Below are 26,150 nucleotides of genomic sequence, written 5' to 3'. Positions count from 1 at the left end.
AATACTTATTAACGTAAGTAACATGAATACAAAAATTAGAACCGTGCAATAATAACTCACGAAGAGTTAACAAGTAAAAACAAAAGAACTTCAAAAACCGTTGACTACAACCTTTTACCACCAAAAAACTTCATCTTCCCAGGGATAACTCAAAAACGAATAGTCTGTCCGTAGCACAAAATAACTCGTTTTCCCACCAGTCCGCGTCTGCCAAAATCTCTGGTACTCCCCCCGCACCGCAGGTGAGGAGCAAGCCATGCCTAAAGCTGCGCTTTGTCTCGCTGCGCTCGACTCGGCAGGCTTGCCAAAGGGGACGCAACCCCTTTGGAAACCCCGCGCCAAAAATCACACATTGTCTGATTCGAGATTATGACCAAGCGTTCTTCGTCGTCACTCATCCGCACCAAAAGACTGCAAGCGCGGTTCAGTCCAATTGAATATGAGATGGTTCGGTCAAAAGCAGAAGACACGGGTATGAGCTTGGCAGAACTGACAAGACGTTGTGTGTTGCTGCGACCAATTCCACCACCACCGCCGCGACTGGGCAGAGTTACTGTTGCCACCTATCTAGAACTTTCGCGCATTGGCAACAACATCAACCAACTGGCCAAAGCCACCAACACCGCCATCAAAATGCAACTGCCACCGCCAGCAGATCCAGAACTCTTACAAGAACTACTAGAACTGCTGCGACACTGCCAACGAGAAATTGCCAAAACCTTCATTGAAGAGGAGGATGAGGAAACCGATGATTGGCAACCAGACTAAGGGGCGAGGATTTCGCGGACTGCTCAATTATCTCCAATCTCAAGAAGGAGCCAAACTTATTGGCGGCAACATGGGCGGCAGAAACCCCCGCGCCCTGGCTGTTGAATTCAAAATCTCGCGCCAATTAAACCTTGAAGCCGACCGAGTAGTGTACCACGCATCATTGTCACTACCTCCAAACGAACGGCTAGACGACGCAACCTGGAACGAAATCGCCCACCGTTACCTGGAAGAGATGGGCTTTGACAGTAACCAGTATGTAGTTTACAGACACAGTGACACCCAACACGACCATATTCACATCTGCGCTAGTCGCATTCGTTTGGACAACGGCAAAATTGTACATGACAGTTGGGATTATAAACGCAGCGAAAGTATTATCCGGCAGCTAGAACGAGATTACGCCTTACAACAAACTCACAGCAGTCACGAGAAATTAACCCGCAACCCAAGCATTGGGCAACAAAGACGGCTAGAGCGAGAACAGCGAGAATATACCAACGGCGATCGCCCAACTCCACAAGAACCCCCAGTCAAACAACAGCTTCAAGAACTCATTGACCGCGCCACCGCCGATTCTCCGACCATGCCTCAACTAATCGAACGACTGCAAATAGAAGGTGTGAAAGTTCGTCACGGTCTAACACGCAACGGTAAGAGTAAGGGTATCAGCTATGCAATGAAGGGCCAGCAATTTAGCGGCACAAATCTAGGAGCAGCATATACATGGCCAGGACTGCAAAAACATAAAGGAGTTAGCTACCAACCACAACGCGACGACCCACAGATTACTGCACTGCTGTTGAATCCAGCCAAGCCCATAGGAATTGAGCCGCAGACGTTGGTTAATAAATCACCCCAAACTGACCAACCAACACATTCGCTAAACTCACGCTCTGGAGCCGAAAACATTCAGCTTGAGCGTACCCAAATAGTTGCACCTATTTTGGCAGAAATCCTAAAACTAACAGAAGAAACTCAATTTGTCGGCAATCAACACACTATTTATTTAGAAAATCAGCAATTGATTTTAATAAATAATAGTTCCCGAAAGGAGTTAATGAGAGCGAACTATATTGAATCTACATCAAAATGGGAACCAGTTGAACCCAGCCATTTAACACCTGAGCTTGTGCAGCACTTTCAAAAATTTATTCCTGTTATTGAGTCAGGATTACTTGCTGCTGAACAAGAAAAGAAAGCAACATCTCAACATCGTTATCCAAGACTGAGACGTTAGAACTAAGAAAGTAACAAGCAACTTGACTCGTTATTATCACATTTGAACCAAAAAACTGGCCAAACAAGATTGCGTACTGTGCGAGAGTTGTAACCAGAAATTTTTGAAGTAGAAATTAGGGTGATGAATTAGGTTTTTGGGGTCAAAATCCTTGTATTTACCTTTGGTTTACCTTACAAATGCCATTGAAATGCCATAGATTTACCTTATTTTTGGCAGAATAAGTAAATTTTGAAAAAATCCGATTTGAGGCAGCAGTAAATCCTTATTTCTACCATTGGTATGCCATTGAAATGCCATTGCGTTACCTTATTTTTGCCTTTTTTAGAAAATCCTTGTAAATACCTTATAAATTCCTTTGGGGTTGAATAATAGTTAGGATGCGAAGTTTATCTGAAACCAAAAAAAGTTAGCATCAGTTCGTCTAAGATGTCTGTCGATAAAAAAGAACTGGTACGCCACGTCCAAGAACGGTTGAGTAAACAAAATGGAACAGTTGAAGATGATATTTCTGCCGTGCAGTCAAGTTGTGGCCAACATCAAGCCTGATAAAATTCAGTAGCGAAAAATTTGAGTTTTAGATGAGTCAGGGGCGAGGTATGCAAGCAAAAAGCGAAGTCACAATCAAATTTAGCGGTGAATTACCAACAGCCACACCGGCAGCTAACAAGAAAGTTGAAGTCTCACTGACTGACCAAAACGGCATAGTCTTCACCGCTTTGATTAATGCAAAAAGCTGGCGCAAGGCTGAAGCTAATGCCTTGGAGTTTGGGGATTGGGCAGGGGCTATATCGGGCAAGCTAGGCCAACGAACAGATAATGGTTTTGAAATTGTTGATGCTGGAATTCAGCTTTTTCAGAAGAAGGCGAAGGAGCCTAAACCAGAAGAAGGTGCTGCTATTGCTGAAGCCAGTTAATGGACGTGTCGCCAGCATTCATAAGTACATTTCTACCTCTGCAATGAGAATTGAGCAGAGGTAGAAGCACTTTCGATTGCAGATTCAACTACATCCTAAAGACGTGTAGTAAGACTATATATTGATGGAACGAATAGCTAAATTGAAGCTTATCCCAAACATAGATTTTAATCAATGTACATCAACTAATAATGATGAAATTAATTATAGAAATGGGCAACTTTAAGAAAATTTAGTAAGAAAAAGAATTGATGACTTGTCCAAAAGCTCTGTTGATCTGGGTTTTGACTACCTATTCGTCGCAACTTCCTTGCGAGGTCGTGGCTTAACTATTTGCTTACTACAGTTATGTATTAAGTAGAAAATCCTTTGTACTCTAAACTAAAACACTGCTTGAGCCATTGCTTAATTTCGTTGCGGGATGCACTAACTCCTGGCTTTAGTGTATCAATAGGTAACATCTCTCTCAACTGTGCCATCTGCGAGGAACGGTCATGTTCTTCTACAAGTTGCCCATGATCAAAGATTAACTCATAAACAGTTCTGAACTTGTATGCAGGGTGAAAGCCCATGTGAACATACATCTGGCGGATGAAGTCGTTTCCCAGTAACAAACCACCAGTAAAGGGAATCAACTCCCTTATACCATCTATTTTAAAGTCTGATGACTCCCAGTGAGTCTCGGTTTTATTGCTTGTCAAATGAATACGCTGTCCATACTCTGTATATCGAGCAGGTGTTTTACCAAACAGCTTCAGCCCATCTCCTTGTTCTGCCTTCAACTGATCCGCTTCACTTAGCCCGATATTGAGTTGTGTAAGAAACAGAGATTTATCAGCAACCTCATAAGTACAGTAATAACCCCGCCAGCAAGCAGAAGAAATCATTACTGGCTTAACACCATACTGTAGTGGTTCAAATAAGCCAGAACCATTGATACCAGTAATGTCACAAAATTTTTGATGATATAAGACCCTATCGCTGATTTGGGCAGTCATTAACTTAATTCTTGGTCGTACTTTAGTTCTCAATGTTAGTGTAAAGATTAGCTTGGCTGCATCCGCGATTTTATTTAAAGATGGGTTTGAAAGTTTTGTTGAAATACTGTGAAAAATTGAGTTTTTCGATTTTAATGTCGTGTAATGTGGGGAAGACGACATTCAAGGGAAAGCGGCTAGTATGAGCATTTAAGTTAAAGTCAGCTTTCATTGCCACTTTACTAAAAAGATACTTAAGTTTGCACACTAAATTCTTCAGGAGCAATACCCCAATTTACCCAACAAATAGCATCTTGTGCTGATTGAATATCCGGTGGTACGCGCAATACATGAATCCTTTGGGTGCTAGGACAGGTCATTTTCAACAAATAAATTGGTTCTACATCTATATCGGAATTAATTTTAAGAAGCGTATATTCTTGCCAGGAATCTAATTCAACTGCTTGTAACTGTTCCAAAATGCGAGTATAACCAATACCTTGAATTAACACGCGCCGCAGTTCAGCGTTATCTTCTTCTAATAACCATTTTGCTGACCACTGAGTTGGGGGTAATTTGCCATATAACTCTGGCAACCTGACACCATGATATGCGTAAACGCTATACCCATCAGCAAATTGAACTGCTGCTTCTCCTTCAGCATGAAGGATATTCTCTTGATCAAAAGATACCTTGCAAGGACGCTCACAGACTATACAAACCTTTTCATATTTGGATATTAAACCACAGTATTGGATTAAATCTTGAAATACCTGCCATTTTCTCTTGTCATGATTAATGGCAAGGACTGAAATACAAAAATCTAACATACAACCCCAAACTGCCCACTCTGCTGTTCTAGTCAAGGGTTGTGTCAAATATAAAATGTCAGTAAATTCAATTTTTGGTTGATCGAGTTCAGTCATTAATTGCTGTTCAATACGTTGTGTTATGCCATGAGGAAAGTATGAGCTTTGTGGATGACTTGCAGTTGGGTAATATGGAAATTCAGGAAATTGTATTTGATTCCGTAATCTGATGAAGAGTTGATAATCAAGCTGTTGATTTATTCCATGTTGAATATGTTCTACTACTCTTTTAAGAAACTTGATATCAATCTTACGCCCTAGATAAGCTTTAAAGTTTTCAATAGCCAGAACTTTTTGAATTGCTGCCAGAGGATTACTATAGAATAAAATTTCTGGTTCTGGATAGTCGCTTACAGCATAAGCAGCTTTAATTATTGCTGCAACTTTTTCATGATTAATTGGTTCTGTAGAGATTGCTATCTTTCGCCATTTGTCTCGGTAAATGGCAATCATTGCTTCTTGTTCCTTAGTCAGTTCAGTGATGATACGCCTTGGCATAACTTGAGACAAGTTAAATACAGAACTCTAAACTTAAGTTACCCAGAATCAAGTTTGATACTACTGTTTAGTTAAAACCAAGAAAAAACTAAGAATGTTTTCTGATGCTCTAGCTTGAATGTTTGATGAATAAAGTTTTCAGCCGCCAATGTGTCGCACCTTGATTATGCAGTCGAAGGGCGATCGCAACTTTCTCCCCCAGCTACCCCAGCCCCCCCAGCTTGCTCGGCTCGACCGTGCAATAGAGATGCACAATACTGGCTTTCAAAATTATTGATAAGTCTCTGCTGTGGCAAATAAAAGTAAGAAATTCGCGGCGGGATTTTCTTACTTTTGGAAAGTGGCGATCGCTCTCTTACTCAAAAGCCCTATCATCCCGACTGGGCTGTTGTTGGGGTTGGTTATATTGCCCAAAGGCTTGTTATAAAAGTTATTTAAGCTAAACTAACTCTAGTTGGTTCATCAGTGAACGCTGTGTCCCTTAAGATTATTTCTTTTTTTAATCAAGCTGGTGGAACTGGTAAAACCACCCTGACGCAGAATTTGGGTTATCAACTGGCTCAACGGAGACATCGAGTTTTGCTAGTGGATATTGATCCTCAAGCATCACTTACTGCCTTCATGGGTTTAGAACCGTTCGAGTTGAAGCAAACCATTGCTGATTCGTTGTTAAAAGATGCTCCATTACCGCTCCACCAGAATGTACACGATGTAGACTTGGTTCCCAGCAACATTCTGTTGAGTGCCATTGAGATACAACTTCATTCTGTAATAGCTCGTGAATGGAGGCTCAAGCAAACATTATTAACTGTGCAAGACAGTTATGACTTTGTACTGATTGACTGCCCTCCCACATTGGGAATTTTTAGTATTTTGAGCTTGGTAGCTTCCACTCATGTACTTGTACCAATTCAAACCCACTTTAAAGCTTTTTTAGGTGTAGAACTGCTGCTAGATTCTATTCGCCAAGTTAGAGAACGTATTAATCCAAGTCTGGCGATTGCTGGGGTAGTGCCTATGATGCACGAAAGCCGTACTAGCCAGGGTAAGGTTATTCTTGATGGCATCAATGAACAATTAAGTGCTATAGCTCCAATTTTTCCAGCTATTCCTAGAACAATTAGCTTTGCTGATGCTTCGATGGCAAGACAGCCCTTGGCGGTTTATGATCCTAAACACCCATCTGTGCAAATCCTTGAAGCCATTGCTCAGAAGCTGGAGGAAATTTAATGCCACCAAGAAAAACTAATCGGGTAGCACCAAAGCTAAATACGGTTGATGCTTACCTTAGTAGCTCTTCCAACTCATCTTCTACTACAGTTTCAATTGAAAAGATTCGATTACCGCTCAAACAACCACGTCGCTACTTCGACCCGGAGAAGTTAGCCCAATTAGTGCATTCAGTCAGAGAACATGGAATTTTGGAACCATTACTGGTTCGTCCACTGCATGATGGGGAGTATGAGCTAGTAGCTGGTGAACGACGGCTACGGGCTGCACGAGAAGTTGGATTAGGTGAAGTTCCGATTGTCTCTCATGAATTGGATGACAAACAAGCTCTCCAAGTCGCTTTGATGGAGAACTTACAACGGGAAGACCTTAATCCAGTGGAAGAAACTGAGGCAGTGTTAGAGATTTTGTCGCTTTCCTTAGAAATAGAAGCGAGTGAAGTTGTGTCCATTTTGCACCAGTCTTTTAACGCTAAACAAAGAGGTATTGAATTGAATCAGAACGTTCTGATTCAACTTGAACAGATTGAAACAGTTTTGTCTCAAATAGGCCGTTTCAATGCTGGAACCTTCCGCTCTAGCCGACTTCCTTTGCTAAATCTTCCTGACGATATCCTTTCTGTACTGAGACAGGGCGAGATTGAGTACACTAAAGCCCAAGCAATTGCACGAGTAAAATCAGAACAGCAACGTTCTGATTTACTCAAGATAGCTATTGCTGAAAATTTATCTTTGAGCGAAATCAAAACGAAAATCAAAGAACTGACACCTGAAACAGAAACAACACCAGATAGAGTTTTAGCTGAACGATTAGCTGAGATTAGCAAGCGACTACAAAAAAATAAAGGAGTGAGTGTTCAGAAGAATAGAACACGGATATTGAAGCTTCTGGATGAGTTAGAAAAACTCACATCAGAAAATTAGGCTGATTTGATGTTGTCACCTGTATTGCCTAGTTCGTCCCATTTTATTGATGCAGGAGATATTAGAGTCAGCCAAAAAACGGTATCACCAGCGCAAGCAGGCTGGCGAGTAACGGAATTTCAGGCAATGGCGAAAAAAATTAACACCTAAACGACGTGTCGTTAGCTGCTGTCTCCTTGTGTCAACCATCAAACCACTGTTTTTCAGGAGTCCAAGTCTTAAAAAATCCTTGCTCTGCCGCTGCTGCAAGACTTGGAGGCATTAAAAATGCTCCTATCACCCTGGTAACTTCAGACAATGAAACCTGTGTTGTCTTGAGTTGTCCCCTTTGCACAAAGGCTTGCCACTGTTTCTGCTTGTTTGCATCTGACGCGAATTCTGGTGTTAGGGCAAAGGGCAGTGCTGTAGGTAAGGGAGTCCTGCGTCTACTGAAGGTACTCTTCAGAGCTTCCCTCAGAAGCTCTCCCGAAAATTCAAACTTCTGGCAGAGAAACCAAATATCGTAAAAATCTTTAAGGCGGCTGTTTGCAATACCAAGGGCAACCATTGCTTGAAATTTTTCTGCAACAACGGTTTCACGCGGATAGATCAATAGTGAAGGGGTAGGGAGATTAAGAATAGAGGGAAAGGCAACTTCCTGCGGTCTTGGTGTCACAGCATCACCAAACCCAATGTCTATCTGAACTGGAAGGGATATGCCATCCAATCGACCGATCACTTTAATTCTAACTCCCTCATATTCCTGATCTTCCTTTATCTTTTCACCTGTCACCGTCTCTGGCTCAAAGGTAATGCCGTCCGCGGCAAACGAAACACCGCAAATATTCTGAAAGACACTTTGCAAATACATAACTTCGTGACTGCCATGACCTAGCAAGTCCACATCCTTGGTGGCTCGATGCGGCTCACCACTCCAAATTCTGAACAGCGTTGCCCCCTTGAGGATAAACTGCTGTTTATAAGGCGATTGACTCAGCCTGTATAACAGGCGATCAGCTGCATAGCGCGTCAACAGGTAATTGAAATCTTCTTTTTGCTGTTTCGAGAGTTGAAGCAGCCGTGCTTTGATGGAAGCCGCTATGTTTCGAGGTGGCTTTTCGGTCATTCGAGGGCTTCAAGATAAGGGCGTATGACATTCTGCATCCGGCAAATCTTAGCATATTGCCAGATTTCATCTACCGTGCAGCATTTTTTTTGTAGGCACTCCCGTAGCGATTCGAGCGCAACATCAAGTCCAACTTTGCTACGAAACTTGAAGGAATCAACCACCGTTTTAGCAGGAGAATAAACGGGAACGCGCACCCCTTCAACAAAATGCTTTTCAATACCTGATTCCAGCGATTGGCCTGACATACGCACAATTCGCAGGGGTAGAAGATCCTCTTTAGGCGCACGGGCTTTTTGGGGAATGGCCAGCCAAACCTCAAATGGAGCCTGGGTAGTCAGTTCATGGAAGTTCAGGGCGGAAAGCAGACAAATAACTCCCTGTGGCACTCGTTTAACAACCTCAACCAGGGTGTGGCGTTCTGTAATTGGTGCGTCTGCAAACGTGTAAATCCCACGGGCAGAACGGATAAGCCGTCCTTGTTGCTCAAGGCGCTTCAGGTGCTGGCGGTGAATACCTAAAGCTTCTGCTTCCTTGGCTTGGATAATTCCCCTTTCACGGGCAAGTTCCAGCACCTGCTCCATTCTGGTCATATTTCTTCAACCCCTTATGGGAGCTTTTACGATTGTTACTTTGTGATAAAGTGTTTATATTAAAGAATAACTACATACATTTTATCACAAATATTTCATCCACTCAAATGTCTGTGTTCGGCTGTGTCCAAGAAGGGACTTCCAATTAAATAAATATCCCGTCCCTGCGGGACGCTACGAGAACGCTTTTGAAACTTGGGGAGGAAGAATTTGCTCATCAATTTATGAGATGTTTACTTATGCTAGAGATAGCAAGTAAGAAAAAAAGTAAGAAAATATTTTGAGTGCTTGACTAAAAAGCTTAATCTATAAGGGTTTATTTGGGGTACGACTTCCCAGGCGTATTGCCCGGTCGCACCCTATAAGCGATTTTCCGAGCCAACACTGAGCAATTCTCTTGCGAAATCGGGGCTTGCATAGCTTTTATAAAACAGGAGAGGGCGATGGTGACAGTACTGCAACAGGCAGGGTTACTGTGTAGAGATTGGGTTGCAACATCTGCACCTACTCCTCTAGTATCTTTGGCATAGAGCCGAGATAAGAGCAATTTCAGAAATAGCGGCTCTTAACTCCTGCTGTGTATAGCTTTCAGCTTATTTACTTCCTCTAGTTTTAAACAAATACAGTCAGGCTGAATTTAGTACACAGTTACTAATAAATCCGGTTTTTACTCTCTCAAATACCAACATTTGGGTGAAAGTTGGCATTTGATAGCAGAGTAACATTGATTTTTTAGGGGTTTCGGACATGACTACTGAAACATGTTGAAGAAGTTATAAAGCTTAGTAAGCTTATCATATTTTTTGTATAAACTACGACCAATAAATAATTATTTTTTAGCGTTAGTGGTAGTTTAAGCAGGATCATATTACTTAGCAAATGACGTAAACTTAAAGACTACTCTCGTACAGAGCGTTTGGGCTTACTCTGATTAAGAGTGTAAATTTTTACAATTGTTTAAATGTGTTTCTTTGGAGATAAGGTTGATGAAGATAATTCGTATTGTTCAAAAAGCTGGTGTTATAAGCATTATTACTGTAGCTAGTCTTTATATGTACAACGTTCCATTGAGGGCTAATGAACGTACTTGTGTGACTACTGATAACGGCACAACTGTATGCGGTACATCAACAAACTCTTCATCTCAAACTCAGGAATACCCAACTCAAGTAACTACAGAAGGTGGGGTAACGTGGGAATTAAAATCTTGTAATAGAAAAAAATATAATATTGTTAGCTGCACTTTTTCGATAACAAATAGTCGCGATGAATTGTATGTAGTAACAACTAGTAAAGATTATACTAAAATAGTCGATACTCAGGGTAATGAATACTATGTAGGTAAAATTCAACAAGGGAAGAAAGTTGGTGGTGCTGGTCTTCCTATTAATAGCGGATTTGGTTTTAATGTAGTACAAAATATCCCTTATATATTGACAATTGATTTTAATGAAGTGCCCGATTCAGTATCTCAATTAAGTTTATTTCAAGCCATAGCTGGTGCGGGTTGGTCTGTTAAATTTCGGAATTTACCCATTGTTAACCTTGACGGTTCGTTTACTGTAGTTCCTACTAAAGACCGTCCTAGTGCAAATACTCAACCAGTAAATAATACTATCCCTAAACCAAAAGTCTGCTTACCTGTTGTTGGATGTCTTTAGACGAGTGGGTTAATTGAACTCACTACCTTCAGTAGCGATTATCACCACTTCTGAGGAATTGTTAAGGTAATTAAGGAAATTTAAGATATAATTTAGCTGCTTTGGGTCGGTAACTCCAAATTTTCAGAAGGCACTCTTTTCTTACGCTGTCTTGTCTTTTTCTTTGTTGGTTGTTTTTCTTTATAAATTTCAAAACGCGGATCACTTCGCATATCTGAAAAAATTGGATATTCTCGTAAATTCTTTTCGGTCAATTCACCAGACTGAAGCGCACGGGGTAAGAGAGTATAAAACTCATCAATACGTTCAAGCAATGCAAGATGAGCAAGTTGATATATAACACCTTTAGCAGAATAATCAGCAGACTCTACTTCTGCGCGAATGTTTTCCCATCTCTCCAAATGTTTCTCACACTGCCAATAGTTAAGTTGTGCTGAAGTTATCAAGCTTTCTGGCATCTGTTTATCCAGTAATATAAAATTACTAAGAGATTTAGAAATATGCCAACGCTTTGCAAGTAGATGATTGTAGGTAATTTCTGTTAAAACTTCTGCTCTTTCAATGTCGTTAGGAGCAAGCTGTTTCCAAAATTCTGCTGTAATTAAAATGCAATATTTCTCCCAAATATCAATACGCTCACTCAAATATTTTCTATCAGGTATAAGTGAATCACCAATCTTCACATTTTTGCAAAGAGATTTAATCACCTTAGCTATGTAGATTGAGTTAGCAATTCCTCCATTATGAACAACAATATTTCGTCGCTGAAATGTCTCTTCTAGCAATGGCTGCTCATCTTTTAAATACCCCATCGATAACTTTAATGTATTCCGAAGAAATGAGAGCCAATCTGCAATAGAACCACGTAATACATCTTCTATTTTAGAGGTTATATAATATATACGAGCATCAGCTATAGTCTCAAACTTATTCAAATCATCGAAACTAAATGACTTTTCTTTAGTACCGATAGCTTCAGGATGTAAGTGAAAATGTAGATGCAGTAGTTTAGAAAAGAAAAGCTCAACACTGCTAGTCAATGTCATAAGTGAACTACTATAGAGCATTTGTGTTCTTTCTTGCGCCCTGCGTATTTCCTTAAACGCTATAGCCAACTTTTCTTGATCGATATTAAGACTACTAGGCTCGAAAGCTTCAAATGTAATAGTAAATTGTTCTTTTTTCTCATCAATAATTTTAGCATATAATACTTCTGGATATTTATCTTTAGCTTTTTCTATTAATTCTTTCAACGTGGGATCTAAAATAAGATTTTTATCTTCTGCTATTTTCTCAAGTAAAAGTGATAAAACTTCCCAAACAGGTGTATGTACTACAAAAGATTCACGAGCCTTTTGATTTAAATAAGTATCGAGTGTGTCAACAAAATCTCTAAGTGACTCCAAATTTGAATTTATCTCACGAATAATATTGTTTAATGGGTGCATAAGTTTGGTAGTTTGCTGATGTCTAATCAGTATTCCCAAAATCTATTTCATTATCACAAATCCCCCCAATCGAAATTCAGAAATCGTCGAGCATTTAGCTTAGTATATTTTTCAGTGTGCTTAATATCACGGTGTCCCAAAAAGTCCTGAATTTCTCTAGTGCTATACCCCTGATTCACCAGATAATAACCGCAGGCATGGCGCATCATGTGACAGTGAACTTTGATATCAAGCCCCGCCTGCACCGCCAGCCGCCCCATCAGCTTCCGCACCGCATCAGTGGACATCACCTCACCACGCTCTGACATGAAAATATATTTGCTATCAGGGAATTGTTCTCTCAGTTCCTTAAGCAAAGTTATCTCATCGTCTCTGATGGGATGTACGCCAGAATCACTACCCTTCTCTCTGGTAATGAAAATCTGACGTTCCCCCCACATCACAGCATCCCAGCGTAACCCGCAGCTGACACCAACAGCTTCACCAACCCTCAGCCCATGCCGAAACATCATCAGCATCAGCGTGTAGTCACGGTGGGCATAACGGGCAGGGCGATTAAGTGCAGCATCAAGTAGAGATCGCACTTCACTTGGTGTAAGGTATTCTCTAGACCTGTAGTGCTTGTTAGGTTTACGTCCTGGCGGGGTGGGAGTCATTTATCTAGGAGGTACTGTCCGGTTGACGCGTCATTTTCTGGACACTACACATTCTCCCAAAACCTTGTACTTTCGTGAATAGCTACGCCGTTTTTGGGTCAGTTAAGTCAAACTTATATTTCAAGCGCAGAAAAATTCTTTACAAAAGGCGATTGATAACTGTGGCTTATATAAGGTGCTAAACAGCTTGCCCAACTGTCTATACTCCTTCTATACCCCTGATTGATCAGATGAGGCGCTTTCAATACTGCGATCGCATCAATCGATGAGATACGTCTGCTATTGTTCTATCATGTTGAGCGTCAATATTCCTCTTGGTTTATTAACCACCAATTGCATAATATCCAACCACAACGAACCCATGATGGTATCGGGAATATCGTCGCCAACGTGAACGGGGATGACGGCTTCAATGCCATCGATAATTACTTTGCCCTCGTAGATGTTAAACCGTGCGTTCCCTCGTGCTGTACTCATTTCAACCTGTGCGGTAAGCAATGACCATCCCAAAGCTTCCAGGTCTTGGGTATTGATGGCTAACCATCCGTCGGTAAACCCGGTATCAAACAGGGCGGACACCAGAAACTCCTCACCCGATACGGCTACAAGCTGAATTTCAAAGTATAGCTCACCGTTGTCTCCAAACGAACCTACACCCATAATCTACCGCAGGTTCCCGTGTCGTTAAGCCGGAAGATTGTTAATTTTACCTCGCTAGTTTTTCCGTAGACCGAGCGGATTTTTTGCGTTATCCCGTCTAGTGTTGGGTCGAGGAGGTACTGTTCTGTGTCGGGGTCGATGGCAATATGCCAGTTGTAATGCGCCTCGATAAGAGTTGGACGCAAGCGTTCAAAAATGGCACGACACCGTGTAGCTAGGGCATCACGTTGTTCAGTGCGGTGATTTTTTTCTCCTGGCGCTATAGGGGATGGTGGCAGGATGCGGGTGCGTCGTGGATGGGATACTTGTGTCATGTCATCAATATATAGTAGTGACTGTGAATATTTTTATTATTGCTGGCTTGGATGGTAAAATCCATCCGAGAGCCTTTGGCTTTTGGGTGGGGGTTCGCTCATACTGATATCAAAACTGCTATCAGTGATATCAAAATTGCTTCAACTTCATCATCTCGTGATGCCCCGCCGAACTGGGGACACTTCGTTTAGAGCGGGTGGTGTCGGGGACGGGTAAGAAATTTATCGTAGAGTGGCCAAAACTCAGCAGCCCGCCCCCGACACTCCGCTACGCCACCCGCTCTACCCCAGTTCTGAACATCTAAAGAATTAGTTATCTAACAATTAATCCTCAAAATCAATTGGCTGGCCATTGAAATGCTTGTGAATACTTTCGGGAGTTAACCAAAGGGGAATTGTCATTTTTTTATCTACTTCTGCATCCCCATCGGAATTATTTAAACCGTTAACTATTGCCACCTTCAAAGGTGTTTTACCATCAGCAGTTTTGCGGTCAATTTGAATAGTGCCTCTAGCTCTACCTTTAGCAGTTCCATCACTGCCACCAACGGCGGTATTAGTAAAGAAATGGGCAATACAGACTAATCTTTCTTCAGCTTTTCTAGGGTCACTAAGAGATGCTTTAACAAACTTTTTAGCAGGTTCTTTGGTGATATCAGACTCAGAATAGTTAGTAAATTCATCAACTAATAACTGTTGCGGTTGTTTATCAGGTTGATTATTAATTCTGTCCAGCCAACGCTCACGGGCATCATCAAAAGCTTGTCCTATCTCTGATTCTGTTTTAGCTATCAACTGAGGACTTAAATATTTCCATGCGTTTCTCAGATTCTCCCCAGCGTGTGCGTCTATCAGCTGATACAAAGGCATATCAAATAAATATTCTCGGAGCATCACAATTGAAGCTGCTAAAGTTGACTTACCGCTTCCGGCTTCTCCTAAGACCCAAACGGGCTTTTGATTGTCGATAACCTTCCACAGCCAACCATCCTCATGATTCTTGAGTGCTTCGATTAAATCACTGATGAGGCGTTGGTCAGTCAAAGGATGATTGTCATTATTTGCGATCGCCCCTTTAGTCTTCCCCTCAACCTTGCCGCGTTCCTGGTCAGCCTTCGCCTTGTCCCGAAGATTCTCAGCAATGGTTTTATCCATCACAGAATGATTCACAGCACGGGCTTTCATGAAATCCTCAAGCTGAATACGCGCCTTAGCCCGTTCGTTCTCCTCATCAGTCAGTCCTAGTGCTTTGCGCTCCTCTGTGTCCAACCCAGACAGCCCATCTTTCAGACGTTCAGTATATAGCTGAGTTGAGTGCTGCTTAACTGAGCGTTTATGCTTATTCTGTTGCCAAATTGCATAGTCACCAGTCTTTTCAAGCTCCCCCAATTCATAATCTATGCGCTTGAGCCGTTGCGAACGCACGACCAAACAGCCAACAATACCCCATAACCCAGTAACAGCAATCCCATACCCAAGCAACTGGTTAGGGTTGTCTGTAGGCAAGTCACGCACCCATTGAATGGCATCTCCTTTGTAGGGAATGATGCTGCCATACAGCCCGTAGCGTCGCCATTCTTCAGTCAGGACAAAACGTGGTTGATTACAAAAACGTTTATCCAGTGCTACTTGACTTTGTACACCGTTAATTGACCTGGGGCAGAACTGAATTTGTGTCAGATCATAAGGCTGACGTGTTTGCGATGTTGCCAGCCCAATGATTGCGGCTACACCACACACACCAGCCAGCGTTAACTCGAAAACACCTTGTTTCATTCTCGTCCCTTAAAAATAATTGCAATGGAACCAATAAATAAAGCCAACGCGACTGCAATACTTAGCCAAGGGTCTGATTGTGGATTTTGTTTTTCAATGGTTTGAATATCTTGGCTAATCTGGTTCACTGTTTCTTTAGTCAAATTCTCAAAATATTGATAGTCTTTAACTGCTAACCAAGTTGTGACACCTGCAAATACCAAGCCACCAGCAGTTTTAAAAATATTTTGCATATTATCTACCTCTAGTCCATCACTGTTGTAATTAACTCTCAAGCCCGTTAACCCAGCCAAAGAGCCAACACTGCATATAGAAAATGAGAGCGTAATTGCCAGCCACAAGTTAACGCCACCGCCAGTTATTAATAGATATTTAGCTATAAATAATCCTGTAGAATTTAGCGACCAAGTAACAAAGAATCGCGTCATTTTATCAGTTGTATTGATAACATCCTTGCGGTGTTGCTTGCGCGATTCCAGATGTTCTATCAAGTCTTTTGGTAATGGCGTATCTGGAGCAAATTCGCTTATTACTTCTTCTTGGTCATTCTCAATATCGTATGTCATCTTAACACCAAGATATTTACTTGCCCGACAGTAACTTTATGCGCTGGCTGTCGGGCTAAAACTGTCAAAAACCTAATAGGGCATCTTTGATTCTTTGCACAATTGAACGGGCTGCATATTGCTTTTTCGGCTTGAAATTATCACGAGCGTTATCACCCATTTCTAAGTAATACTTGCCCAGTTCTTTATCATGTTGCAGGTCAATTGTTTGTTGTCTAATATCGGTCTGTAATTCGGTCTGCAACATCTTATATTCACCATCAACTTGCATCATGTGTTTATCCACCCATGCTTTCAGCTTGATGTGGTCTGTCGCTTGTTGATGGCGTAGGGTTTCTTTATCCTGGGATGAAGCGAAATCAAGCTTCATTTCTTCTAAGATATTTGCTAGATGAGTGTCAGCTAAAACGGCTGACTGCACTGCTCTTTCAATCTTCTCACCGCTAACACCAGCTTGTTTATAGATATCGCTCAGGACTAGATTTAAGTCCTCAGTGCCTTTGATAGCAGCTAACATTTGCTCTCTTACTTGTGGGGCGAATTCACTAATCTTTGCCCCATCATTACCCATTTGTCCTATGAGCTTTAGGGCTGATTTATCACCTGTTAAGGCTCTGACTACTAAGTTAGTGGATACGTTAAACTTATTTTTTAACTGGCTTTCTAGGTGGCGAGATTTGGAAGTTACCTGATTCTTGAGCTTCATTGAATTTTTCACAGCGATACTCTTTTTCGGGTGTAAAGATTTTGTGGCAGTGATACTCCATTCGCCTGACGTATTGCTCAATAGCTGACTTGCGTTTGAGATATTGCTGATAGTTAGAATGCTCTGTTATTGGCAGGTATAACCAGTAATGTAAGGGTAAAATCACAGATGCAATCGCACTTAAACTAACAGCAATTCTCTTGAAGTAATTCATCCTTGACCAGCGAATTACTAAGCACTCAAACAGTGTTAAGTCATCACTATTGAACCGCGTTGAGTCTGGCGAGTATCCCGGAGAGTTGGCTTTTAGTTTGGTTACGGCTATTCTCCAAAGCCGAACTAATGCCCATTAGCCCACGAGATAGCTTGTCTCTGCTTTGCTCATGACGATTAACTACCCGTTCTTGTACTCTGGTCAACGTCTGGTCAATCTTTGCGTCAACTTGATTGGCTGAAAAGTCAGCATAGGCGAGTAGTGCTGTTTCTACCTGTTCGAGAATTTCGTCAAAGGTGGTGGCTGAAGTATCAACACTATCGGCTATGTCATTAATTTGTTGCTCTGAGAGAATTACACCCATTTGTGAGGCTTTATTCGTGATCATCTCGCCTACATCTTGAGGGGCCACTGCAAGTGTCCCTGTTTCAATTTCAGTCTCGGCCTCTACTTGGGGTAGAAATTTTTCTTCAACGGGTTCATCAGTTACAGATAATTGGCTTGTCGCTTTGGCTTTGAGATAGTCAACGGCTTGGCTCAATTGTTCTTTGGTGGGATTGTTCAGGTCATCGCATTCAACAGCGAGGGCAGCAGATGTGTAATCGTCTTTAGTAAATCCTTGATAACCCTGTTTGTACAAGCGAGCGCGGACGTTATTAGTAAACTTGTCAGACATGGTGATTGTTCCTTATTTAGCTAGTGTTAAAACTTTTGGGTCAGCAGACTTCATTGGTTGCGAACGCTTATTAATTGCCCATTTAGCTGCAACGAACGCGACAAGGGCTAAATCTTTGCTGTGATAGCTGCCATGAATGCTGTAAGACAGACCAGCTTGACTAAACCAGTAGTAACGGGTGCTTTGTGGTACGTCGTCAAGATTGATTTTTAGATAGTTGGCCAGGGCAGATAGTGCTTCAATACCGCTATAGCAGCCTTGTGAGTCATAAAAATACTTGAATGCTCGCCAACGCTCCTCAAATCCCTCTCTGGTTGGACTTAACGCACTGTAACGCCGTTTCAGTCCGGCAAATGTCTCAACTATGGTTTCTGCATTCTCTGATTCCACCCTCAAGCTAAAACGCTGCTTGAGAAAAGACACGACCCGATACCAAGTCTCGTCTGAGATTGTCTTGTCTATCGCTCGCTCATAAATCTGTCTGAGCTTACGATACTTAGCTAAATACTTCTTTGTTGCCACATTGCCTCTGTAATCTTGTCTAAGTGTGTATAAAATTAACTGACTGTCCAGACATTCTCAGGTATTTGACTAGCCCCCAAGACTGATTCAGAGTTATGGATATGCCCCTGTTATTAGAGGCTGTCAATAACCTTAGAAAATAACCTTTTAGAAACCCTAAAACCATTACACGCAATGGTTATAACCACGTAATAACAAAGCGTTTACCGATTGCAGACTTACTGAATTATCGATTTTACACCTGCTTCTGCACCCCTTTTAGGGCTAGTTGACGCGATCGCTTCTTGCTTTTGTCCGCTCCGCGCGGTAGCAGATATTACCTTTAAAACAAACTCTGTTGAATTGCTGTAGCTGTCTGTGTTGCTAGATGCTGGTTGTACAAGCTCGGTACTTCGTAAACCCTGCGTAATACCTTGTCTCGATTGAGTTGCAAATCGGCGGTTTTTCTTTGTCTTGGCAGTGGACGGAACATATATTGTGTATGCTTGATAGTGCCGTTGCTGTATAAATATCGATACAAAATGCCGTCAATGCTGTAGGTTTTAGACTCGGTAAGCAAAGTGACGCATCCAACAAGTTGCAAATCAGTCATCTGATTTTCTCTCCACAGTCACAGTAATCTTGTTCATTGAGTAGTTCATTCAAAGCTTGAATTGCGTCGCCAAGTGTTACATCTGGAGAGTATTGCAGTTGCTTGAATTCTGAGGAATTTTGAATTTCTCTAAGCCATCGCTCGCAAGTTTTCAACCTTCGTAATTGATTTTGATTGAACATTACTCTCTTAGGAGGCAATTCGTTGATTGCTTCTAAATTGCGTAAATTGATATTCATCGTTTAAACCTTTTTAGTCTGTGTCTGTACAGCTTCGCTTGTGGCGTTGTTTGACATAATTTGCAAGAGCAAATAGTTAACCACTTCACCAGCATCATCAACACCCAATTCTTTAGCCTTTGCATGGATAAATGGCTGCAATGGCTGTCTAATACTGACTCGCATTGATCAATAACTCCTGATGAATGCAGGCATCAAGTTTAGTGAGCGGGATGACTACCGCACTATATAGTTATTAAAGTTTTGAAAATTTTGGCCGTGCAAGACTTTTAGATACTTGCAGTCATTAAGCCGTTATGGGTGAAACCTTTGTCAACCCTTGGCTGTTTTGACTGTACTTGTCTATTCAGCCTTACAATGGCTATACTAATACAAGATAACTGATAATGTCAAAATAATTTTAATTAAAGAAGACTGGTAAGAACAACATTCCTTATAAGATGCTTTAATAGGGGTCTGTTATTACCAGACGAGTTTATATGCCAGTTCGCAATACAGTAAGGAGGTTTATTGACGAAAAGCTCAAAATTACGCGCTATGAGTTCAGCGAGCGCACAGGGTTAAGCAAAACGACTGTCTACAGCTTATATGACAATCCTGAACAAATACCCAATGGAATAGCACTTAACAAAATCTGTGATTACTATAAAATTCAGCCCGGTGAGTTATTGGAATGGAGTGAAGATTAAGCGATCTCTCAGTGAGGAATAGCTAATCGATGAGTAAGGATGAAAAATATAAAACTTTACAAAAAAGATGTTCGTAGCAGTCGGACAAAAACTGCTACGAACATCTTAAAAATAACTATGACTGACCTATTAAGGTTGAATTTTCAGGAAAAAATGTCTGTCTGATTGGAATAGCATCCCACTCAGAATAGGTAACAACTGACGAAATCAGCTTGTTTTTATACGGTCAAGGGGCTTTTCATGCTACTCTAGCGAAAGCAAGTCTGCTTTGCAGACTAAGATAAATCGATTTACAAAGGAGGCGTAAACGACAAGAGCAGTGTATTCAAATAGTCAAAATAGGTGTGAGTCGTTATAGAACATTTTTGGCTTTGTTAAGACTTGCCGGTCGATACACCAAATTGTTCCAAACTAACGAGGACTCACCACTCGTACCTTTCCTGTTGCCAATATTAGCACACAGGGCGGGACATTTTATGCCTTTTTTTGGACAAAAAGTAAAAAAGGCATCTAGCACTACAATTTATCCCGACTCTGAATTAAAGCGGAGTATTGGCAAGAGTTATTAAGCCAAAAATAATTGAGGGACAAAATTGACGACTAGATGCCTCATATATGAGGAAAAGTCGTGATTAATTCTTGTTTTCAGCTAAATGTTGTATTTTTGACTCTTGAGCTAAAGTATAGGGCTGATTTCTGCTGTCTTCACTACCCAAAAGCGACCCCAAGCATCAAACCAATAGCTTAGTCAGCTCCCGGATAGTAAGTAAAAAAAAGAAATCGGTTAGCTACCCACACGCCAGACATAAGTTTAGCGGTTAGCAACTAACCATAAAAATTTATAAAAGCAATATCAATTTAGCAATGTCTGCGTGATAAAAGCAAAGTTAGTAAAACTTTAATCAGGTGTCATCAACCCTTGAAAACTAACCTAAGAGTTTTAGCTGAATAAATTCAGCAATTTTCAACAAAACAGTTGTTTTCTGGAAAATTGGAAATCTTCTATTTTTGAATGTTGATCGTACTTGAATAAAGCACTGCTACTTCGCCCCAAATCTTGGGTAGCTCCGATGAATCCAATCATCATCGGAGAAAGAAATGAGACAAGCGAATGTAAGAAAAACAGCACAACAGATACCCCAGCCATTAGACCCAATAGGGCAAAGGTTTCTATCACACTTCAATCACGGATGGGGATTCATCTTCGCCCCCACCCCAAAAGTTGGAGAACGCCCACATTGGCAGACAGAAAACCGCTATCCCCTACAGCCCAGAAACTTGTGGCAGCAGTACCTTGACCAAAGCGTATTACTAGGACTGCGGTTCGACAAACAAACCAGCTACCTGCTAATAGACCTCGACCGCAAAAGCAAACTACACCCCGCCAACAACCTATTAAAATACAAGCAACTACTAGGCAGCCTAGAAGAAATCGGCCTCTGCCGACCAGTCCCCATACAATCAAGTGAAAGTGGCGGACTGCACATATATTATTTCTTTGAAGAAAAACAGCCCTCATTTCTCCTAGCCTGCACCCTCAAGCAAACCCTAGAAGCAGCAGGATTCAAAATCAAAGGAGGAGAACTAGAAATCTTCCCCAACTGCAAAGTATACAGTCAAGGCAGACCAAGCAGCTTCAACGCCCATCGCCTACCCTTACAAGCAGGGTCATACATACTAGATGACATCTTAGAACCTTGGTCAGACGATATTGAAGACCTAATGGATGCCGCCGACTGGTCAGCAGCAGGGCAAGACTACTCAGCATTAACAGAAGCGATCTCCCTTGCCAAATTTCAGAAAGTCATCAGATTTCCCAACCGTCAGCGCAGCGCCATCGACCAATGGAGACATGACCTAGAAGAAAGAATCAGTGAAGGGTGGACAGGACACGGACAGACAAACGACCTTCTCAAAGACATAGCCTGTTACGGCATAGTCTTTCGCCAACTAAGCGGACAAGCCCTAGTAGACTACATCATCATCACAGCCTGCCAATCACCAGGATATCTAGAATGGTGTCACCACCAACATGAAATCGAACAACGAGCTAGAGAATGGGCAAGATGCTGTGAAGGATTTTACACCCCCTACCCAGGCTCCCCCCAACGGGTAAACAGCTATAAAGAACAATTTGGCACAGTAGATAATAACAAAATCATCTCCCTACACCCCAACGAACAAAGGCAACAACAGACAATAGAGCGAATTCGTTCCATTGTGCTACAGTTACAAGCCACAGAACAATTACCCGAAAGAACAAGCGATCGCGCAATGGCAATCATAGCAGCATCCAAAGCCCAGTATGGCAAAGGAGTAAGCCAGACAACCCTGCACAAGCCGATTTACCTACCCCTATGGCATCCCGACCACCAAGAAAAAGCAGAAACAAAACAGCCTGTAAACGATTGCCCAGAGAGCGACACAGCGAATTTAACAGCAGAAAAATATCCCCAACTACCAGATCCGTGGTTAGAAGAACCGAACCCGGAAATCCAAACAGCACAAGCAACACAGCCACAAGCAGCCCTAATTTACACACCCCCCCAATACATGAAGGTTTTGAACTTAAGTTCAGCAAAAGCGTTGCCACCAGCAACGCCAATAGCTGAACTTAATCAAGCAGATAAATCATTAGTCATTTCTAATTCTTTGATCAGCTGTAATTCTTCAGATTGTTCAAAAGTCTTAAATGTGATTAATCATAAGCAAATCCAATGTCTAGTTCTGCCCAACGCCGCTAAAAATGACAATAAGCAAGACTTATCAAACACGGAAAACCTTTCTCAAACAGACATTGTAGATTTAGTACAGGGGATTGATAGCAGATTTGATAACAATTTGGCGATCGCTACGCCAGCTAAAAGCATTGTTTCACCTGATGACTTTACCCTAACCACTGAAGCATCTGTACCAGTGGAGCTACTAACTTCTACACCCTTAGATACTGGGTTTGAAGATTTACTACCAGCCCCGGCGGTAGAACCATTAGGCTCACCCCAAGTAGAAACGTTCACTTCAGAAGAGTATCGTCAAAGCATTCGGCTGAAACTACAGGCAAGTACTCAAGCACGGCACTGGGTGAAAGTATACTGCACCACAGAAAACTTGTGCTTACAGCCCCAAGAGCGAATAAAGCTGGAACAGCTGGCCCAACGACTGCTAATGTTAGAGTCCCAGTCGTTGATTTTACAACAGGAAGCCCAGCAATGGTTGACGGCTAACCCGGAGGTTTTAGAGATGGCAGAACGATTAAAACAAAGTAAACATGACCAAGGGACAGCCAAATTTTGATAGAGTAGTTTTTTACCTAAAAAATTCATCTATCGGCAAATCACCAATAAAAACCCCACAAATAAGTGGGGAAATCAGAACCAGGAAATATAGTGCAAATGTACTATAAAAGGGATAACAAAGCAAGCTTTCATACAGGGATTTTTTTCTCTAAAGGTAGTTTTACGGAAAGCTTTACCCAAGAATCGGCTGACGAGCTACAGGTTAAGAAATGTGGGTGATGCTTTTTCTTAATTGCAACGTCAAATCCATGTAGAGAAAGACTTTCGAGAGCCACTGTGTCGTATCGCTGTTGCGCGTTCGGAAATAAGGGCGTTGATGACGTGTCAGAGTTTTTATGTTACGAGACGTTAACGAGAGTTGACGATTCACTTTTACGAGAAACTATGCCAACGCTAAGACAAGTATTCAATTAAATGTAATATTACAAATTATGAATTCTTCTCTCAAGTATTACCTGTACTGTTCGCTATCCATTGATTTTAATTGCTACAACATCACAGAATATGCTTGTAAAACAGTTAGTGCTTGCTCCCATTGCTATAATTCGTATAAATTGAAGATAACAAATTTGACCAAGCTTAGAAAATATAAATAATGGAGATTAAAAGTCGAATGTTGAAAATGCTATAACGAGAAATCAGCTAACTTTATGGTTGATGTTTATGCCTTCCTTGATGGAGATAATATTGGGATAAGAATTGCAAATCTATTAAATAAAGGTAAAAGTTTAGAAGCATCACTTCTATCTGAAAACATTAAGACTGCAATCTTTGAAATAGATATGCTTATTAATTCAAAACCCAATATAAAAATAATTATTATAGGTGGAGATGATGTTTTAATTAAGTATGATTATGATGAGTATGGCACAAAAATATTAGAAGAAATAATCGATATCTTCAAAAGATATACAGGGCTTTCGATGAGTTGCGGTATTGGTTTAAATCTAGAGCAAACTCTCGTTAACCTTGATAATGCTAAGACAGGTGGAAAAAATCGGATTGAAAAGCCTTCACAATTAATTTTAAATAAAATGAGTAAAGCTGCCACTCTCTATTTATTTACAGATTCAAATCGCCCAGATGTTTATGTAAATTCTATCACTTGTTGCGCTGAAGAAGAGGATTATACATTAAGAGAAGTGTATTTTTTAGCTATCACACGAGATAAAGGCCAAATTACTAATTTTGAAAATAGACTTGAAAATATTCAAAAGCAAGTATCAAAACAATTAGAATTACTTCAAGTCGGTAAATATTTATATTTAGATAATCCTACTAAAACATGGCTTGAAAAAGACATAGATATTTCAAGCCATGATAAATTAAGGTACACAAAATCAGCACAAATTCTATTTAAAATTGATGTCATTCTTTACGATTCTTTAGAAGAAAAAATTCTTAGCTATACTAATATTGCTGAAAATCGCAATGAGATTTGTATTTTTGATTTGTCTGCCGCTATTAAATCATTAATGATAGATATTTATACTATTCTTAGAATTAATAATATTTATCAAATCCGAACATTTGAAATAAAAAAGAGAGTGCAAGGTAGAGACTTCGATGAAAGAGAGCTAATACACAATCTCTATCTAGATCATAATGAATATGAATATACTTTCTTGTGTGAAGGCGTTTATACATCTAAATCTATTATTAAAAGCTTGACTAAAAATAATTTAGACTTTGAGTACGCTGATAAACTTAACAAGGTTATTGATGCTTATGCAGATGAGTTTGCTAACTTTTGGCTAACCATTATATTTGTAATAGCACTCTTATTTTTAGTTATATGTATTGTGATTGTTATTCAGAACGGATGGTCTTGGTTAGAGCCTTGGACTTTCGTTATTTTCGGCCCTCCTACGTTATATCTTTTAACTCTACTAGTAAAAATTATTTGGAAGAGAGAGCTATCAGTAGATCCTGGCTTTTTATACGAACTTTTCAAAAATTGGAAAAAACAGAAAATAAAAAACTGAATTATGGGTGGCGATAAAGCTGGCATTGCCGTTGCGAGGTCGCAGTTTTTAATAACTTTTGAGCCACGTATTACACGAAATGGCTCAAAGGTGTAATACTGCATCACTGGCTTGTTTATAATTTTTAACAAGAGTGGCGTTAAGCGTAATTATCGCACAAGGATTTCAGATTTTCATGGATAATAGCTCTTTACGAACAAACTCTCTATATAGGAAGAGAAATTATAAACTCTGTCCCCTCACCCAGAACAGAATTAACTGTGATTTGACCACCGTGTTTTTCTTCGACTATTTGACGAACGATCGCTAATCCTAATCCCGTACCTTTACCTACAGCTTTGGTAGTAAATAAATGGTCAAAAATCTTTTGTTGTGTCTCTACACTCATCCCTTTACCATTATCAGCAATGGAGATTTTCACGGATTTATCTACTATTGATGTGGTAATTGTAATAGAGTTAGGATGAGCTTGAATTGACTCAAAATTACGTCCGTGAGTCGATTCATCTAATGCGTCAATAGCATTGGCAAGAATATTCATAAATACCTGATTTAATTGCCCAGGAAAACATTCAATTTGGGGTAAATTACCGTAGTTCGTGATTACCTCAATCGCCGGACGTTGTTCGTTGGCTTTGAGACGATGTTTGAGAATTAAGATGGTACTATCAATGCCTTCATGAAGATTAAATGGGACTTTGTAATCTCTGTCAGCACGGGAGAAAGTGCGTAAAGAAGTGCTGATATTTTTTAATCTGTCACAAGCCATGACCATTGCATTCATCATCTTCGGCAAGTCTTCTAAGCTATAATCTAAGTCAATTTCTGACTCGTGGTCTTGAATTTCATCACTCTTGTCTGGAAAAGTTTCTCGATACAATTTGATGTGTTCACTCAAATCGGCGATTGTTGGTTTAGCTTGTTTGAGAGTTGCCGCAATAAATCCTAAAGGATTATTCATTTCGTGAGCGACACCAGCAACTAAGTTACCCAAAGCGGACATCTTTTCACTTTGAACTATCTGCAATTG

At 40.8% G+C, this 26,150-nt stretch carries 30 protein-coding genes; 11 read left to right on the top strand and 19 right to left on the bottom strand.

Translation table 11 applies throughout. The features are described 5' to 3' along the window. The first annotated feature begins 369 nt into the window (after nucleotides 1–369). From H6G69_RS31815 to H6G69_RS31805, 3 genes are all read left to right on the top strand, one after another. Nucleotides 370–768 carry a plasmid mobilization protein gene (locus H6G69_RS31815; RefSeq protein ID WP_190693472.1) on the top strand — a complete coding sequence of 133 codons (399 nt, stop codon included), beginning with the start codon at nucleotides 370–372 and terminating at the stop codon, nucleotides 766–768. Further along, nucleotides 749–2,008 (top strand): relaxase/mobilization nuclease domain-containing protein, encoded by a 1,260-nt coding sequence (locus tag H6G69_RS31810; RefSeq protein WP_190693465.1) that lies wholly within the window; start codon nucleotides 749–751, stop codon nucleotides 2,006–2,008. Before H6G69_RS31815 ends, H6G69_RS31810 begins: the two co-directional genes overlap by 20 nt. 599 nt (nucleotides 2,009–2,607) lie before the next feature. Continuing rightward, the gene (locus tag H6G69_RS31805; protein WP_190594603.1) at nucleotides 2,608–2,925 is read left to right on the top strand and encodes a hypothetical protein; all 318 of its coding nucleotides are present in this window, start codon (nucleotides 2,608–2,610) and stop codon (nucleotides 2,923–2,925) included. Between the two features lie 353 nt (nucleotides 2,926–3,278). Here the strand turns inward: H6G69_RS31805 and H6G69_RS31800 are convergent, their stop codons facing one another. From H6G69_RS31800 to H6G69_RS31790, 3 genes are all read right to left on the bottom strand, one after another. Further along, the gene (locus tag H6G69_RS31800; protein ID WP_190693460.1) at nucleotides 3,279–3,923 is read right to left on the bottom strand and encodes a hypothetical protein; all 645 of its coding nucleotides are present in this window, start codon (nucleotides 3,921–3,923) and stop codon (nucleotides 3,279–3,281) included. A gap of 70 nt (nucleotides 3,924–3,993) precedes the next feature. Next, complete coding sequence (locus H6G69_RS31795; RefSeq protein WP_190693458.1) at nucleotides 3,994–4,134, bottom strand: hypothetical protein; 141 nt, start codon at nucleotides 4,132–4,134, stop codon at nucleotides 3,994–3,996. Nucleotides 4,135–4,156: 22 nt separating this feature from the next. Continuing rightward, nucleotides 4,157–5,269 carry a DUF6745 domain-containing protein gene (locus H6G69_RS31790; RefSeq protein WP_199336366.1) on the bottom strand — a complete coding sequence of 371 codons (1,113 nt, stop codon included), beginning with the start codon at nucleotides 5,267–5,269 and terminating at the stop codon, nucleotides 4,157–4,159. Between the two features lie 289 nt (nucleotides 5,270–5,558). On the opposite strand from H6G69_RS31790, the gene H6G69_RS31785 reads away from it, so the two are divergent. The 4 genes from H6G69_RS31785 to H6G69_RS31770 are packed head-to-tail and all read left to right on the top strand — an operon-like array spanning nucleotide 5,559 to nucleotide 7,572. Continuing rightward, a complete protein-coding gene (locus H6G69_RS31785; RefSeq protein WP_190693456.1) occupies nucleotides 5,559–5,696 on the top strand; it encodes a hypothetical protein in 138 nt (45 codons plus the stop codon). 47 nt (nucleotides 5,697–5,743) lie between these two features. After that, nucleotides 5,744–6,499, top strand: a complete 756-nt coding sequence (locus H6G69_RS31780) for an AAA family ATPase (RefSeq protein ID WP_190693454.1) — start codon at nucleotides 5,744–5,746, stop codon at nucleotides 6,497–6,499. Continuing rightward, the gene (locus H6G69_RS31775; protein WP_190693453.1) at nucleotides 6,499–7,422 is read left to right on the top strand and encodes a ParB/RepB/Spo0J family partition protein; all 924 of its coding nucleotides are present in this window, start codon (nucleotides 6,499–6,501) and stop codon (nucleotides 7,420–7,422) included. The genes H6G69_RS31780 and H6G69_RS31775 overlap by 1 nt, the downstream gene beginning before the upstream one ends. A 9-nt stretch (nucleotides 7,423–7,431) precedes the next feature. Continuing rightward, entirely contained in the window at nucleotides 7,432–7,572 is a 141-nt protein-coding gene (locus H6G69_RS31770; RefSeq protein WP_190693451.1) for a hypothetical protein, read from the top strand. 31 nt (nucleotides 7,573–7,603) lie between these two features. On the opposite strand, the gene H6G69_RS31765 is transcribed toward H6G69_RS31770, so the two are convergent. Further along, nucleotides 7,604–8,527: a nucleotidyl transferase AbiEii/AbiGii toxin family protein gene (locus tag H6G69_RS31765; RefSeq protein WP_190693449.1), complete on the bottom strand. Its 924-nt coding sequence runs from the start codon at nucleotides 8,525–8,527 to the stop codon at nucleotides 7,604–7,606. Next, entirely contained in the window at nucleotides 8,524–9,120 is a 597-nt protein-coding gene (locus tag H6G69_RS31760) for a type IV toxin-antitoxin system AbiEi family antitoxin domain-containing protein (RefSeq protein ID WP_190693447.1), read from the bottom strand. Before H6G69_RS31760 ends, H6G69_RS31765 begins: the two co-directional genes overlap by 4 nt. Before the next feature lie 986 nt (nucleotides 9,121–10,106). On the opposite strand from H6G69_RS31760, the gene H6G69_RS31755 reads away from it, so the two are divergent. Continuing rightward, complete coding sequence (locus H6G69_RS31755) at nucleotides 10,107–10,781, top strand: hypothetical protein (RefSeq protein ID WP_190693439.1); 675 nt, start codon at nucleotides 10,107–10,109, stop codon at nucleotides 10,779–10,781. 92 nt (nucleotides 10,782–10,873) lie between these two features. Here H6G69_RS31755 and H6G69_RS31750 read toward each other — a convergent pair whose 3' ends face one another. The 13 genes from H6G69_RS31750 to H6G69_RS31690 form a co-directional block, all read right to left on the bottom strand. Beyond that, on the bottom strand, nucleotides 10,874–12,229 hold the full coding sequence (locus tag H6G69_RS31750) for a hypothetical protein (RefSeq protein ID WP_190693437.1): 1,356 nt from the start codon (nucleotides 12,227–12,229) through the stop codon (nucleotides 10,874–10,876). Nucleotides 12,230–12,282: 53 nt separating this feature from the next. After that, entirely contained in the window at nucleotides 12,283–12,885 is a 603-nt protein-coding gene (locus H6G69_RS31745; protein ID WP_190693436.1) for a tyrosine-type recombinase/integrase, read from the bottom strand. Nucleotides 12,886–13,164: 279 nt separating this feature from the next. Continuing rightward, the gene (locus H6G69_RS34735; protein ID WP_313952559.1) at nucleotides 13,165–13,362 is read right to left on the bottom strand and encodes a hypothetical protein; all 198 of its coding nucleotides are present in this window, start codon (nucleotides 13,360–13,362) and stop codon (nucleotides 13,165–13,167) included. A gap of 173 nt (nucleotides 13,363–13,535) precedes the next feature. After that, nucleotides 13,536–13,859, bottom strand: coding sequence for a hypothetical protein (locus H6G69_RS31735; RefSeq protein ID WP_190693430.1), 324 nt, complete (start codon nucleotides 13,857–13,859; stop codon nucleotides 13,536–13,538). Between the two features lie 324 nt (nucleotides 13,860–14,183). Then, the gene (locus tag H6G69_RS31730) at nucleotides 14,184–15,635 is read right to left on the bottom strand and encodes a hypothetical protein (protein WP_190693429.1); all 1,452 of its coding nucleotides are present in this window, start codon (nucleotides 15,633–15,635) and stop codon (nucleotides 14,184–14,186) included. After that, complete coding sequence (locus H6G69_RS31725; protein ID WP_190693427.1) at nucleotides 15,632–16,201, bottom strand: hypothetical protein; 570 nt, start codon at nucleotides 16,199–16,201, stop codon at nucleotides 15,632–15,634. Before H6G69_RS31725 ends, H6G69_RS31730 begins: the two co-directional genes overlap by 4 nt. A 64-nt stretch (nucleotides 16,202–16,265) precedes the next feature. Then, on the bottom strand, nucleotides 16,266–16,907 hold the full coding sequence (locus tag H6G69_RS31720; protein ID WP_190693425.1) for a hypothetical protein: 642 nt from the start codon (nucleotides 16,905–16,907) through the stop codon (nucleotides 16,266–16,268). Then, the gene (locus H6G69_RS31715; RefSeq protein ID WP_190693423.1) at nucleotides 16,846–17,121 is read right to left on the bottom strand and encodes a hypothetical protein; all 276 of its coding nucleotides are present in this window, start codon (nucleotides 17,119–17,121) and stop codon (nucleotides 16,846–16,848) included. The genes H6G69_RS31720 and H6G69_RS31715 overlap by 62 nt, the downstream gene beginning before the upstream one ends. Nucleotides 17,122–17,167: 46 nt before the next feature. After that, a complete protein-coding gene (locus tag H6G69_RS31710; protein WP_190693421.1) occupies nucleotides 17,168–17,797 on the bottom strand; it encodes a hypothetical protein in 630 nt (209 codons plus the stop codon). 12 nt (nucleotides 17,798–17,809) lie between these two features. Beyond that, nucleotides 17,810–18,319 (bottom strand): hypothetical protein, encoded by a 510-nt coding sequence (locus tag H6G69_RS31705; RefSeq protein ID WP_190693419.1) that lies wholly within the window; start codon nucleotides 18,317–18,319, stop codon nucleotides 17,810–17,812. A 322-nt stretch (nucleotides 18,320–18,641) separates the two neighbouring features. Beyond that, nucleotides 18,642–18,911, bottom strand: a complete 270-nt coding sequence (locus H6G69_RS31700; protein WP_190693417.1) for a hypothetical protein — start codon at nucleotides 18,909–18,911, stop codon at nucleotides 18,642–18,644. After that, nucleotides 18,908–19,150, bottom strand: a complete 243-nt coding sequence (locus H6G69_RS31695; RefSeq protein WP_242072255.1) for a hypothetical protein — start codon at nucleotides 19,148–19,150, stop codon at nucleotides 18,908–18,910. The genes H6G69_RS31700 and H6G69_RS31695 overlap by 4 nt, the downstream gene beginning before the upstream one ends. A 3-nt stretch (nucleotides 19,151–19,153) precedes the next feature. Next, nucleotides 19,154–19,315 carry a hypothetical protein gene (locus H6G69_RS31690; protein WP_190693415.1) on the bottom strand — a complete coding sequence of 54 codons (162 nt, stop codon included), beginning with the start codon at nucleotides 19,313–19,315 and terminating at the stop codon, nucleotides 19,154–19,156. Nucleotides 19,316–19,629: 314 nt separating this feature from the next. On the opposite strand from H6G69_RS31690, the gene H6G69_RS31685 reads away from it, so the two are divergent. The 3 genes from H6G69_RS31685 (at nucleotide 19,630) to H6G69_RS31675 (ending at nucleotide 25,120) form a co-directional block, all read left to right on the top strand. After that, nucleotides 19,630–19,839, top strand: coding sequence for a helix-turn-helix transcriptional regulator (locus H6G69_RS31685; protein WP_190693413.1), 210 nt, complete (start codon nucleotides 19,630–19,632; stop codon nucleotides 19,837–19,839). 1,098 nt (nucleotides 19,840–20,937) lie between these two features. Next, nucleotides 20,938–23,133, top strand: coding sequence for a hypothetical protein (locus H6G69_RS31680; protein ID WP_190693411.1), 2,196 nt, complete (start codon nucleotides 20,938–20,940; stop codon nucleotides 23,131–23,133). Between the two features lie 652 nt (nucleotides 23,134–23,785). Beyond that, nucleotides 23,786–25,120, top strand: coding sequence for a mCpol domain-containing protein (locus H6G69_RS31675; RefSeq protein ID WP_190693409.1), 1,335 nt, complete (start codon nucleotides 23,786–23,788; stop codon nucleotides 25,118–25,120). 205 nt (nucleotides 25,121–25,325) lie between these two features. Here the strand turns inward: H6G69_RS31675 and H6G69_RS31670 are convergent. Then, a partial coding sequence (locus H6G69_RS31670; RefSeq protein WP_190693407.1) for a sensor histidine kinase occupies nucleotides 25,326–26,150 on the bottom strand: 825 nt, incomplete at its 5' end.

Origin of the sequence: Nostoc sp. FACHB-110 (assembly GCF_014697425.1) — a bacterium.
Classification (GTDB): domain Bacteria; phylum Cyanobacteriota; class Cyanobacteriia; order Cyanobacteriales; family Nostocaceae; genus Nostoc_B.
The sequence above is the reverse complement of the archived record's forward strand: the minus strand, read 5'-3'. Positions and strand labels throughout refer to the sequence as shown.